The sequence below is a fragment of the Blautia sp. Marseille-P2398 genome (genome assembly GCF_964240315.1).
Taxonomy (GTDB): Bacteria; Bacillota; Clostridia; order Lachnospirales; family Lachnospiraceae; genus Blautia_A; species Blautia_A wexlerae.
This window is the reverse complement of record NZ_CAXSTD010000001.1, coordinates 1-13,696: the sequence shown is the minus strand read 5'-3', so window position 1 is coordinate 13,696 and position 13,696 is coordinate 1. Positions and strand designations below refer to the sequence as shown.

The 13,696-nt window shown below is 38.1% G+C and carries 12 protein-coding genes, 1 pseudogene and 1 CRISPR repeat array (1 of these 14 cut by a window edge); all 13 genes and pseudogenes read left to right on the top strand.

Going from position 1 to position 13,696, the window contains the following annotated elements; genetic code table 11:
- A CRISPR array of direct repeats spans positions 1-764; the repeat unit is 36 nt; unit sequence ATTGAGAAATGTAGCTCCCCGATAGGGGACGGAAAC (it extends 837 nt beyond the left edge of the window).
- Positions 765-836: 72 nt separating this feature from the next.
- Positions 837-1,838 carry a CRISPR-associated endonuclease Cas1 gene (cas1, locus tag ACESZG_RS00065; RefSeq protein ID WP_173679519.1) on the top strand — a complete coding sequence of 334 codons (1,002 nt, stop codon included), beginning with the start codon at positions 837-839 and terminating at the stop codon, positions 1,836-1,838.
- On the top strand, positions 1,816-2,151 hold the full coding sequence (cas2, locus tag ACESZG_RS00060; protein ID WP_173679518.1) for a CRISPR-associated endonuclease Cas2: 336 nt from the start codon (positions 1,816-1,818) through the stop codon (positions 2,149-2,151). The genes cas1 and cas2 overlap by 23 nt, the downstream gene beginning before the upstream one ends.
- Before the next feature lie 33 nt (positions 2,152-2,184).
- Positions 2,185-3,501, top strand: coding sequence for a hypothetical protein (locus tag ACESZG_RS00055; protein WP_046438339.1), 1,317 nt, complete (start codon positions 2,185-2,187; stop codon positions 3,499-3,501).
- A gap of 99 nt (positions 3,502-3,600) precedes the next feature.
- Complete coding sequence (locus ACESZG_RS00050; protein WP_227193990.1) at positions 3,601-3,915, top strand: hypothetical protein; 315 nt, start codon at positions 3,601-3,603, stop codon at positions 3,913-3,915.
- Entirely contained in the window at positions 3,908-4,585 is a 678-nt protein-coding gene (locus ACESZG_RS00045; RefSeq protein ID WP_173679528.1) for a DUF4317 family protein, read from the top strand. The genes ACESZG_RS00050 and ACESZG_RS00045 overlap by 8 nt, the downstream gene beginning before the upstream one ends.
- Positions 4,586-4,756: 171 nt before the next feature.
- A complete protein-coding gene (locus tag ACESZG_RS00040) occupies positions 4,757-5,812 on the top strand; it encodes a Fic family protein (protein ID WP_373217313.1) in 1,056 nt (351 codons plus the stop codon).
- A gap of 1 nt (position 5,813) precedes the next feature.
- Positions 5,814-7,319: a class I SAM-dependent DNA methyltransferase gene (locus ACESZG_RS00035; RefSeq protein ID WP_173679527.1), complete on the top strand. Its 1,506-nt coding sequence runs from the start codon at positions 5,814-5,816 to the stop codon at positions 7,317-7,319.
- Positions 7,320-7,339: 20 nt separating this feature from the next.
- Entirely contained in the window at positions 7,340-8,500 is a 1,161-nt protein-coding gene (locus ACESZG_RS00030; protein ID WP_161283217.1) for a restriction endonuclease subunit S, read from the top strand.
- Positions 8,501-8,511: 11 nt separating this feature from the next.
- A complete protein-coding gene (locus ACESZG_RS00025) occupies positions 8,512-9,243 on the top strand; it encodes a Fic family protein (RefSeq protein ID WP_055058059.1) in 732 nt (243 codons plus the stop codon).
- Positions 9,244-9,303: 60 nt separating this feature from the next.
- The gene (locus ACESZG_RS00020; RefSeq protein ID WP_020993945.1) at positions 9,304-9,765 is read left to right on the top strand and encodes a hypothetical protein; all 462 of its coding nucleotides are present in this window, start codon (positions 9,304-9,306) and stop codon (positions 9,763-9,765) included.
- Between the two features lie 45 nt (positions 9,766-9,810).
- The gene (gene xerA / locus ACESZG_RS00015; protein WP_118613562.1) at positions 9,811-10,779 is read left to right on the top strand and encodes a site-specific tyrosine recombinase/integron integrase; all 969 of its coding nucleotides are present in this window, start codon (positions 9,811-9,813) and stop codon (positions 10,777-10,779) included.
- A gap of 44 nt (positions 10,780-10,823) precedes the next feature.
- Positions 10,824-11,408: a restriction endonuclease subunit S gene (locus ACESZG_RS00010; RefSeq protein WP_055057758.1), complete on the top strand. Its 585-nt coding sequence runs from the start codon at positions 10,824-10,826 to the stop codon at positions 11,406-11,408.
- Between the two features lie 28 nt (positions 11,409-11,436).
- Positions 11,437-13,620, top strand: a pseudogene (locus ACESZG_RS00005) (DEAD/DEAH box helicase family protein); the annotation flags it as partial.
- Positions 13,621-13,696: the final 76 nt, after the last annotated feature.

Genomic DNA, 13,696 nt, shown 5'->3' with positions numbered 1-13,696 from the left:
TTAAGCTTATATTGAGAAATGTAGCTCCCCGATAGGGGACGGAAACGAGGTATCCATCAATCCCTGAATGGTACTATTGTCATTGAGAAATGTAGCTCCCCGATAGGGGACGGAAACATTTAACAGCGTCGCTGGTTGTGAGAGGAGGTTTAATTGAGAAATGTAGCTCCCCGATAGGGGACGGAAACAAGTGCAAGGTAAATCCATGGTACTACTTAAGAGAATTGAGAAATGTAGCTCCCCGATAGGGGACGGAAACGATTGTCTCAACGTTCTTTAAAACCTGTTTACGTGATTGAGAAATGTAGCTCCCCGATAGGGGACGGAAACACTCACATAACTGAGAAATGAAAGGAGAAAAAAGAAATGATTGAGAAATGTAGCTCCCCGATAGGGGACGGAAACTTAATGATAGCCGCTCTCTGAGCCGGAGATGTTCCTCATTGAGAAATGTAGCTCCCCGATAGGGGACGGAAACCTCCACCCATTTCTGCACCAATAAACAAATGTCCCAATTGAGAAATGTAGCTCCCCGATAGGGGACGGAAACCTTTGATCAGTTTGTATCTGAGCGCAGCCTCCTCAGATTGAGAAATGTAGCTCCCCGATAGGGGACGGAAACCAGACCAGTCTTTAAATTCAAAATTATTATTCATATTGAGAAATGTAGCTCCCCGATAGGGGACGGAAACTTTACGTCAACATAGTTCAGTGTCATTTTTTCAGTAATTGAGAAATGTAGCTCCCCGATAGGGGATGGAAATTCGTATTCAAATTTAGAAACAGTTACATTTGGCAATAAAGTGGATTGTTACTAGAGAAACAGAGGTGATATCATGAGTCTTTTATATGTAAATGACAGTGGTGCAACAATAGGAATAGAAGGTAACTGCTGTACTGTAAAACAAAAAGATGGTTCGAAACGAATGCTTCCTATAGAATCGCTGGATGGAATTACAATTATGGGGCAATCCCAGATGACGACACAGTGTGCAGAAGAATGTATGCAGAGAGGAATTCCTGTAAGTTACTTTTCAAAAGGGGGTAAATATTTTGGCAGATTAATCTCAACAGGTCACGTCAATGTAGAACGTCAGAGAAAACAATGTGCACTCTATGATACGGGTTTTGCTGTAGAACTTGCTATGAAAATTTTAAGTGCAAAAATTAAAAATCAAAGCGTAGTGCTGCACAGGTATGAGAAAAGTAAAGGTTTAAATCTGGAAGAAGAACAAAAAATGTTAGCTATCTGCAGAAACAAAGTATTGACCTGTGATAGAATAGAAGAGATGATTGGTTTTGAAGGGCAGGCTGCAAAGTATTATTTCAAAGGATTGTCAGCCTGCATAGATGAAAATTTTACTTTTCAGGGAAGAAACCGCCGTCCGCCAAGAGATGAATTTAATTCTATGATAAGCCTTGGATATTCAATATTGATGAATGAGGTCTATTGCAAGATAGAAATGAAAGGCTTAAATCCATATTTTGGTTTTATACACAGGGATGCGGAAAAGCATCCTACTCTTGCCAGCGATATGATAGAAGAATGGCGGGCAATTATCGTGGATGCTACGGCGATGAGTATGATTAATGGACATGAAATCCTGAAAGATCACTTCTATTTTAATATGGATGAACCGGGATGCTATATAACAAAGGATGGCTTAAAGCTGTATTTAAATAAATTGGAGAGGAAATTTCAGACAGAAGTCAGATATTTAAAATATGTAGACTACGCGGTAAGCTTTCGTCGTGGTATTTTTCTTCAGATGGAACATCTGGCGAAAGCAATTGAGGAGGGAGACGCAAGCCTTTATGAGCCAATTATCATACGATGATGAAGATTATTATTTCCAGATATCTGATGAATTGGAATCAGATAAGGAATTTGTTTTGATTATTTACGATATTGTAGATAATCGTAAGAGGGTAAAACTTGCCAAACTTTTGTCCGGTTATGGAAAACGTGTTCAGAAGTCAGCTTTTGAGGCAATGCTGACAACACAGAGATATAACAAACTGATAGAAGAAATTCCGAGATATATTGACAAAACAGAGGACAATGTCCGAATATATAAAATAACAGGAAAAGGCAAGGTAACTTTATGGGGTGAAGTGCCAGAATTTGATGAAGAGATTGTTCTGATCTAACTAAAAAATGTATAGATAAAACGGAGGAGAAAAATGGCAAGGAAATATTTATTTTCACCAATTGGAAATACAGATCCTATTAAATATTTATATGATGGCTCTATGATACACATATGCAGATATTATCAGCCGGATGTTGTATATCTTTATCTGTCTAAGGAAATGATGGAGAATCATAAAAAGGACAACCGTTATGTAAAAACCCTGGAGCTGCTTGGAGAGTTTCTGCATCACAAATTTGAGATTCACATTATTGAGAACTCAGATATGATAGATGTTCAGCAGTATGATATATTTTATAATGAGTTTCATCGGATTATTGCAGAAATAGAAGAACAAAAGGACTCGGAAGATATTCTGCTGGTAAATATGGCTTCCGGAACTCCTGCAATGAAGAGCGCATTGCTGGTTATGGCAACGCTGTCTGAGTACAGATTTTTACCAATTCAGGTCTCAACGCCACAAAAGAAAAGTAATTTAGAACATGAAGAACGGGACGAGTATGATGTTGATGCCAACTGGGAATTAAATATGGACAATGAAGAAACCGCAGAAAACAGATGCCAGGAAGTAAAATGTCTGAATTTAATGCGTCTTTTGAAAATTGATATGATAAAGAAGCATTTACTTGCCTATGATTATCATGCTGCTTTAGCTGTGGGAAAAGAAATAAAAGAAGATTTAAGTCCTGTTGCATATCAGTGGCTGGAAACTGCAGATGCCCGTTCGCTTCTGGACTGGACAAGGATGAACAGGGTTTTGCCGGAAAATAATGGGATTATTACTGCAGTACGCGGAGAAAATGAAAAGAAAGTCCTGTTTGAATATATGCTGGCTCTGGATTTAAAGGTAAAACGGGGAGAATATGCTGACTTTATCAGGGCGATTACTCCGTTAGGTGTAGATTTGCTTGAAATAGTATTGGAACAGTCATGTGATATTGACATTACCAGATATTATAAGCGAAATAATCAAAGAATCTGGGACAAAAACAGACTTGTCGGTGAAATACTGGATATTTTAAATCAAAAATTTTATCCATTCAGATATGGGCCGGTATATTCTGCTCATCTACTGGAAATTATCCAGAAGAAATGTACAGATACGTTAATGGTGCAGAGAATACAGGAACTGGTAAATATAGAGCAGAATGTGAGAAATGTAGCAGCGCATAACATAGTATCTGTTACTCCTGAATGGATCAAAGAACGCACAGGAAAAAGCGTTGATGATATTTTCTGGATTCTGAAATACGTCTGTGAACAGGTAAAAATAAACACCAGAAAAGAAAACTGGAATTCCTATGATTCTATGAACAAGAGGATTATTGATGAATTAGATAAAGATTGATCTGCCAGATCTTAACTGAATCAGTATCTGTTAATGCAATCCCTGTTTTTCGGACTTTGCTGAAAATTTATTTCTGATAGAAATGAGGTACATATATATATGAGTAAAAAAGGTTATAGTCGTCCCGGATTATTTGGAACTATGAAGCATTATGACGCGGACGGAAACTTTATAGGAGAGAGCCGTCCAGGATGGCTTGGCAGCATGGAGAATTATGATGCCAATGGAAATAAGACTGGTGAAAGTCGTCCAGGCTGGCTTGGAAGTATGGAAAATTATGATGCTAATGGAAACAAAATAGGTGAAAGCCGACCCGATTGTTTTGGAAATATGAATCATTATAATGAAAATGGGCATAAGACAGGACATAGCGATAAAGGTATTTTTGGAGGATGGAACCATTTTGATGAATAAAAAAGATACAAAGATCAACCGAAATGATATGCTGGAATTAACCCGCAGAATGACATTATCCAGAAACTGCTTTGTGCGTGCAGCAGGAGCATATATAGATGATGAGGGATACATAGATAATACCTTCAATGTAAGCTTCAAAAATATGAGCAAACATGATCAGCAGGTAAATCTGGATCTTGCGAAAACCATTCCTTTTTCAAAAACAAATGAACAGTTAAAGTGTTATAAATTCCCTGAAGGGGATATGGCATATGACAGCATCCACAAACTGCTGATGGCATTATCACAATACGGATTAAAAGATGATCTTCTGGTTCAGACTCTCTGTGAACAGCTTGCAGAGGGAATCTGTGATACAAAAGATTCTTCGGATAAAATAAACCGTCTGCAGGGACAGGAGTTTGGAATTTATATTTATCATGGAATATATGATATCCCAAAGAAAGGCTCAGACCATAGTGAACAGTGGGAGTCAGAAGAAATATACAGTTTCCTGATCTGTGTGGTGTCTCCGGTAGATAAAGATTACAATGCCGGAACTCCAAAATGCGGCTTTATTTTCCCGGCCTTTGAAGAACGTTCTGCAGAACCTGGAAAAATAGATATATTCTTTGAAATTCCAGAGTATCCGGACGAAGGATTTTTGAACAGGATAATAGGGCAATAATCTGAACAAGGTGCTTATTTATGAGGGAGTGAGATAGATAAATCTTAATTACACCATATGCAATTCAATTTAGTCATTTGTACACAAAATGACTAAATTGAATTGCGCTATGACTAAATTAATGATAAAATGGGAGCAAGACAATGACATTACACGCTGAGAGGATAATTGATGAGAAGTTTTGATTTTGAGAAAGAATACAGCAAATTGCTTACTCCTGATATTGTATCATATATTGCTCAGATTCATGAATATAGAGGCCGGTATTCCGCAGACAATGTACAAAAGGAATTACTGTCAGAACTGCTGGAGATTGCCAGAATACAAAGTACGGAAGCGTCTAACAGAATCGAGGGAATTATAACAACAGATGATCGGTTGAAGAAAATTGTCTGCGAGAAAACATTGCCAAAGACAAGGAGTGAAAAAGAAATTGCCGGATACAGGGATGTTCTGGCAACGATTCATGAAAACTATGAATATATTCCTGTCAGTTCAAATATGATTCTGCAACTGCACAGAGATTTGTATAAATTTAGTGTCAATGGATACGGAGGGAATTTTAAGTCTGTGGATAATGTAATCGCAGAAGAACTTCCGGATGGAACAAAAAGGGTAAGATTTCAGCCGGTTCCGGCATGGGAAACAGCAGAAACAGTCAATGATTTATGCAATGCATTTAAGGATGCTGTCAATAAGCAGTTTATGGATATACTGCTGTTGCTTCCAATGTTTATACTGGATTTTCTTTGCATTCATCCATTTAATGATGGGAACGGAAGAATGAGCCGTCTCCTGACTTTATTGATTTTGTATAAGTCGGAATATTATGTCGGTCAGTATATTAGTACTGAAAGACTGATATCAGACACAAAAGAGAATTATTATGAAGCTTTGCAGGAAAGCTCATGGGAATGGCATGAAGGCAGAAATGATTATGTCCCTTTTGTGAAATATATGTTAGGGATTATGGTTGCTGCCTACCGGGAATTTGCGGACAGGGTGGAGATTCTTATGGACAAAACAATTTCAAAATCTGATCGTATTGGAGAAATTATCAGAAGCTCCTATGGCAGGATTACGAAAGCGGAAATTGCAGCTCAATGTCCGGAAATCAGTCAGACAACCATACAGCGAACGTTGAACGAATTACTAAAGAACAATCAGATAATAAAAATAGGCGGAGGAAGATATACTTCCTATGTCTGGAACAGGGAGAACGAATGATATGGTTACCGGAGAATTAAAAAGTAAAATTGATAATTTATGGGAAATATTCTGGACAGGAGGACTGACTAATCCACTGGATGTAATTGAACAGATGACATATCTGATGTTTATCCGCGATCTGGATGATGCAGACAATGTCCATGCAAAAGAGGCGGCAATGCTTGGTTTGCCACATAAGAGTATATTTGCCGGAGAAATACAGATCGGAGACCGGAAAATTGATGGAAGCCAGCTGAAATGGAGTACTTTTCATGATTTTCCTGCTGCAAAAATGTACAGCACTATGCAGGAGTGGGTATTTCCTTTTATAAAAAATCTCCATGGAGATAAGGAAAGTGCCTATTCCAAATACATGGGAGATGCCATTTTTAAAGTACCGACCCCTTTGATGCTGGATAAGATTGTGACGACTATGGATGCCATTTATGAGCAGATGGAACAGATTAAGTCAGCAGACACCCGGGGCGATGTATATGAATACCTGCTTTCTAAACTTGCTACGGCAGGTGTAAATGGTCAGTTTCGTACACCGAGGCACATTATTCGAATGATGGTGGAAATGATGGATCCTAAGGCAGATGAAATCATCTGTGATCCGGCGTGCGGTACGTCTGGTTTTCTGGTTGCCGCAAGTGAATACCTGCGAGATAAAAAAAAGCAGGAGGTTCTTTTTGACAGACAGAATAAGGAACATTATATGAATCACATGTTCCATGGTTATGATATGGACAGAACCATGCTTCGAATCGGTGCAATGAACATGATGACCCATGGTGTGGAGAATCCATATATTGAGTACAGAGACAGTCTGTCGGATCAGAATACAGATAAGGAAAAATACAGTCTGATTCTGGCTAATCCGCCATTTAAGGGAAGTCTGGATTACGATATTGTAAGTGCAGATTTATTGAAAGTATGTAAAACAAAGAAGACAGAATTACTGTTTCTTGCACTGTTTATCCGTATGCTGAAAATTGGTGGGAGATGTGCATGTATTGTACCGGACGGAGTGCTGTTTGGTTCTTCAACTGCCCATAAAGCCATAAGAAAAGCCCTGGTAGAAGAAAACCGTCTGGAAGCAGTGATTTCCATGCCCTCCGGCGTGTTTAAACCATATGCAGGAGTATCCACAGCTATTTTGATTTTTACCAAAACCGGACATGGTGGAACTGATAAAGTCTGGTTTTATGATATGAAAGCGGATGGTTTTAGCCTTGATGATAAGAGAACAGAAACGAAAGAAAATGACATTCCGGATATCATAGAGCGTTTTAGAAACCTGGATAAAGAGACTGACCGTAAACGCACAGATCAGAGCTTCTTTGTACCAAAAGAAGAAATTGCAGAAAATGGCTATGACCTGAGCATTAACAAATACAAAGAAATCGAATATGTACCAGTAGAATACCCATCAACACAGGAAATCATGACAGAGCTGCATGAAATTGAGATGAAAATTGGCGAAGAAATGCAGGCTTTGGAAGAGTTGCTGGGGTTAAATTAAGGTTTGTAGGGATGGTAGAGATGGAAAAATATAAGCTTGGTGATATTTGTGAAATTGTATCAGGCAGTACCCCGAAAACCAATATAGATGAGTATTGGGAGGGGACTATCAAATGGATAACACCTGCAGAATTAAATGATGATACGTATATTATTACTGATAGTGTACGTAAGATTACAGAACTTGCAGTTAAAAAAACAGGATTAAAATCATTTCCAGAGGGAACAGTGATTCTTTCATCAAGAGCACCTATTGGTAAGGTGGCTATAGCTGGCTGTGAGATGTATTGTAACCAAGGATTTAAGAATCTAATTTGTTCTAAAAAAATAAATAATAAATATTTATACTGGTTCTTAAAGGGAAATACGGTTTTTCTTAATTCACTTGGGCGGGGTGCGACCTTCAAGGAATTATCTAAGTCAATTGTTTCAAACATTGAGATAAATCTTCCAGATATTGTCTATCAAAAAAAAGCAGTGGAGACATTGGAAAAAGTAAGTGAAATTATTGCTCTAAGGAAAAGAGAATTGTCTTCATTAGATGATCTCATTAAAGCCCGATTTGTCGAGATGTTTGGTGATCCGGCAACTAATCCGATGAGATGGAGCGAAACAACTATTGGTGATGAATGCTTTTATATAAAAGATGGACCTCATAAATCGTTGCCTGATATTGGAAAAGAAAATGGTGGACATCCATTCATTTCCGTTAGAAATATTGTCAATGGTTACATAGATTTTTCTACGGCAAGATACATTTCTGATGAAGATTATGCTAATGCGATAAAGAAATGTCATCCTGAAAAAGGTGATATGCTTTATAGCAAAGGTGGAACAACTGGAATCGCAAAATTGATAGATATTGATGAAGAATTTGCGAACTGGGTCCATGTCGCAGTGTTAAAATTTGATAAGTCTAAATTAAATGGAATTTTTTTTGAAAATATGCTGAATGGAGATTATTGTTTTGAACAATCTCAGAGGCTGACTAAGGGGATTGCGAATAGAGATTTGGTGCTTAGTGCAATGGCGCAGATAAAGATGTATCGTCCACCAATGGAGATTCAGAAACAATTCGCAGACTTCGTCAACCAAGTCGACAAATCTAAAGTTGCAATTCAAAAAGCATTGGATAAAACCCAGATGCTATTTGATTCGTTAATGCAGGAATATTTCGGATAGGAGGGAAGTTTGTGCAGGATTACAAAAAATGGTTGGTTGAGAGATTTATAATTGAACGGAAACGCTTTGACAGATCTGGTGTATATGCTTACACACAGCGTGCCATGGCATATAATTCCAATAAAATTGAAGGAAGCACACTTACTCCGGAACAGACAGCCTCTCTTTTTGACAGTGGAACATTACCGCAAAGTGATGACTATTACAGAGCCAAAGATGTTGAAGAAATGAACGGCCATTTTCTTATGTTCAATTACATGCTTGATACCCTTGATGAAGAGTTGACACCGGAACTAATCAAACATCTGCATTATGAATTAAAGACCGGAGTATTCGAAGACAGAGCGAATGGATATGCAATTGGTGATTATAAAAAGCGTCCAAATATGGTAGGGATGTATCGAACAACGTTGCCACAGGATGTTGAGATGGAAATGAACCAATTACTAAAGTGGTATAGAGAACAGAATAAAAATATGAGAACCCTTGCGGAATTTCATGCCAAATATGAGGCAATTCATCCTTTCCAGGATGGAAATGGAAGAACCGGAAGGATGATCATGTTTCGGGAAAGTCTAAAGAATCCGGATATTCTTCCATTTATTGTATTGGATGAGAATCGAAGTCAATATATTGATGGACTTAAACAATATAGAGAAGAGCAGAAAGTAGACAAGCTTGTCTCATTAATGCAGAAAGAAGCTGAGGAATATTATCAGCAATGCAAATACTTTATGGGCTAATGCATTTTGTACAAAGGATGCATTAAAATGTCTTGAATACAGAGATTGTGAGGTGCTTTAATGGTAGGACTCGGACGGGAAGATAAGAAAGATAATGATCTGTTTTACACTTGCAGTCTGATTGACTATATTTCGCGGAAAACGAAAAATATTCGTGCAGATGTAGTAAATCAATTAGGCAGGAAACGTCTGGAGAAAATCTATGATCTGGCAGATGTGTATCATTGTGATAATATTGATCAGGTTAGTGAAGATTTTATTGCAGAGGCGCACATACCAACAGGGAGGTTCGATAATGTCAAGGAATGCAAATATTCAATTCCCTCTCATTGGGATATTGGAAAAGTATATAAACGCTTGATAAAACAGGTAGCTGCCAGCGAGAAAATAGAGGTAGTTGATGCACTGATCAAGGTTTATAATTCCTTTATCAGCGAAAAAATAGATGATTATAACAGTAGTGTTTACTATGAAAATCCATCTTATATTTATGAAAGTTACAGAGAAAATAAAATGTTATAAAAACAATGGTTGAAGGATGCTGGTATAAAGAGGGAGTATACCAGCATGGAAGAAAAAGTTGTAAAAATATTAAATGAGATGTCAGAATACCTTTCTATTGCACAGATGAAAAAACTTCAGGAAGTAATGCTAAAAGTATGTGCAGAGAATGAAGCTGATAAAGTAGAGATTCCAAACAAAGATTTTCTGGAAATGTTTCTGGATGCCAAGAAAATAGAAGGATGTTCAGAAAGAACCTTGCAGTATTATCGGGTAACAGTGGAGCATTTACTTTCCCAAATGGGAAATTCTGTGCGAAAAGTTACAACCGAAGAGATACGGACATATCTGGCTGATTATCAGAAAAACAGCAATTGTTCTAATGTTACCATTGATAATATTCGAAGAAATATATCAAGCTTTTTTTCATGGCTTGAGGAAGAAGATTATATTCTGAAAAGTCCAATGAGAAGGATACATAAAATTAAAACAAAGACAGTGGTAAAGAATACGATTTCCGATGAAAGTATCGAGAAACTGAGAGATCATTGTACGGAAATCAGGGATCTGGCCATTATTGATCTGCTGTATTCCACAGGAATCCGAGTTGGAGAACTGGTTAATTTGAATATAGATGATATTGATTTGGAAGGCAGGGAGTGTATTGTATATGGAAAAGGTGATAAGGAACGCAGGGTATATTTTGACGCCAAGGCAAAGGTACATCTGAAAGAATATATTGAAGGTCGAAAAGACGAAAATAAAGCATTATTTGTGACCCTAGATGCGCCATATGACAGATTGAAAATCAGTGGAGTAGAAATAAGATTACGTCAGTTAGGCAGAAAATTGGATTTGGAAAAAATACACCCGCATAAGTTCAGACGGACTATGGCAACCAGAGCTATTGATAAAGGAATGCCTATTGAACAGGTGCAAAAAATACTTGGACATTCACAAATTGACACAACTATGCAGTATGCAATGGTTAATCAGAACAATGTAAAAACATCTCATCAAAAGTACATGAGTTAATATTACAGTATTTAGATGAGGCTGTGAACGCCCGATTTGTCGAGATGTTTGGAAATCCAGCAACGCCAGGAGATAAATTTAAAACTTGCAAGCTAGGCGAAGTAGCTGATGTTAAATCCAGCCATCGAGTATTTACAACAGAATTTGTTGCTGAAGGAGTTCCATTTTATAGAGGCACGGAGATAGGTGTTTTGGCATCAGGGCAGCAGCCGGAAGATTCTTATAGAATTAGCATGGAACATTATCGCAAGATTGCAAGTGATGATTCAAAACCTATGCGTGGAGATTTACTTTTACCGTCAATATGCAATAAAGGACAAGTTTGGATGGTTGATACGGATGAACCATTTTACTATAAAGACGGCCGAGTTCTGTGTATTTCTCCAGAACGATCAGTATTTGATTCAAGATATCTTCAATTTTACATGAAGTTGCGAACCGAAGCAGAATATCCAAAGTTAGGTTCAGGATCAACTTTTGCTGAATTTAAAATTTTTCAGTTAAAAGAGTTGGAGGTGGACATACCTCCGATGAATTCTCAGAAATCATTTGATTTGTTTGCTGACCAAGTCGACAAATCTAAATTGTATAAAATTTCAACCCTACAATTCCCCTGTATCCCAGGGTGAAAAAACATAAGATTCGGGAGGTGTCAGTATGACTAATTTTGATTTCCTGAAAAATGAACCAAAGTTTAAAGATTTTGCAGATGTAGCAATCTCTGCGGAAAGGATTTTTCAGTTTGATTATGCGGCATCTGTGCTTAACTGCAGACGGGCAATGGAATTTGCTGTCAAATGGATGTATTCTGTGGACAGTGCTCTTTTCATGCCATGGGATGACAGACTGGTCAGTCTTATGAGTACAGATGAATTCAGGGATATTATAGATGCAGATCTTTTGAAACGTATGGAATTTATACGCAAAACAGGTAATTTTGCAGCCCATACCGGTCAGAAAGTAAAGAAGGAACAGGCAGAATTGTGTCTGCAAAATCTATATATTTTTCTGGATTTTGTTGCTTATTGTTACGCAGATCATTACACTGTCAGCAATTATGATTCTACATTACTGCAGGAAAATTCTGCTCATACAGCGGATCAGTCAGTTAGTCAGCCGGTCGGCGATCGGGCTGGTCAGTCAGAAACTGATCTGAAACTGGAACAATTGTTAAAGGAAAATGCTGCCCTGAGGGAAGAACTGACTGCCCGTCGTGAAGAACAGCAGCAGACATACGTGACTAAACCACTGGATATTTCAGAATATGAAACCCGAAAGATCTACATTGATTCTATGCTGCAGGATGCAGGATGGACTGAGGGACAGAACTGGATAAATGAATACAGGATTCCGGGTATGCCAAATAAGTCACAGGTCGGATATGCAGATTATGTTCTCCTTGGTGATGATGGTAAGATCCTGGCTGTGATAGAAGCCAAGAGAACCTGTGCAGATGTGGCAAAGGGCAGGCAGCAGGCGAAGTTATATGCTGATCTGATTGAGCAGAAACAAGGCAGAAGACCGGTAGTATTTCTCACCAATGGTTTTGATGTCCGTATCTGTGATAACCAGTATCCGGAGAGAAAAATTGCAGCAATTTATTCCAAACGGGATCTGGAAAAATTGTTTAATCTCAGACAGATGCGCTCAGGTTTGGGACAGATTTCCATAGACAAAAACATAGCAGGACGATATTATCAGGAGGCTGCGATTAAGGCAGTCTGTGACAGTTTTGACACCAGAAATCGCAGAAAAGCTCTCCTTGTTATGGCTACAGGTTCGGGAAAGACACGTACAGTTATTGCACTTTGCAAGGTATTGTCAGAGCAGGGATGGGTAAAAAATATTCTTTTCCTGGCAGATCGTAATTCACTGGTAACACAAGCTAAGCGAAGCTTTGTCAATTTGCTGCCGGATTTATCTGTTACAAATTTGTGCGAAGAGAAAGATAACTATGCAGCTCATTGTGTTTTTTCTACTTATCAGACCATGATAAACTGTATAGATACGATTCAGGACAAAGAGGGAAAATTGTTTACCTGCGGACATTTTGATTTGGTGATCTGTGATGAAGCACATCGTTCCATTTACAATAAATACAGGGATATTTTTAATTATTTTGATGCTCCGCTGATTGGGCTGACAGCTACTCCAAAAGATGAAATTGACAAAAATACCTATGAAATCTTTGAACTGGAGAACGGTGTCCCTACTTATGGCTATGAGCTTGCGCAGGCAGTAAAGGATGGTTATCTGGTTGACTTTATGTCTGTGGAGACTACACTGAAATTTATAGAGCATGGAATAGTATATGATGAATTATCTCCGGAAGATAAGGAAGCCTATGAGGATACCTTTGAGGATGAAAACGGTGAAATGCCGGACAGTATTGGCTCAGCAGCATTAAATGAATGGCTTTTTAATGAGGATACCATAAAGAAGGTTTTACATATCCTGATGACGAACGGATTAAAGATAGATTATGGAAACAAGATTGGAAAGACCATTATTTTTGCGAAAAATCACCGTCATGCAGAGAAAATATATGAGGTGTTCGGAAAAGAATATCCACATCTGACAGGATATGCCATGGTGATTGATAATCGCCTGAAATATGCACAGAGTGCGATTGATGAGTTTTCGGATTCAAAGAAGCTTCCTCAGATAGCAATCTCTGTAGATATGCTGGATACGGGAATTGATGTGCCGGAAGTTTTGAATCTGGTATTTTTCAAAAAGGTTATGAGTAAGGCGAAATTCTGGCAGATGATCGGGCGAGGTACCCGTTTGTGCCCGGCCCTGATGGATGGAGAGGATAAGCAGAAATTCTATATTTTTGAGCTTGAATGAAAAAGTAAATTCTACATTCTAACACACCTTGATTTTATGCGGGATTAAATTCTATTTTCGGAGATAC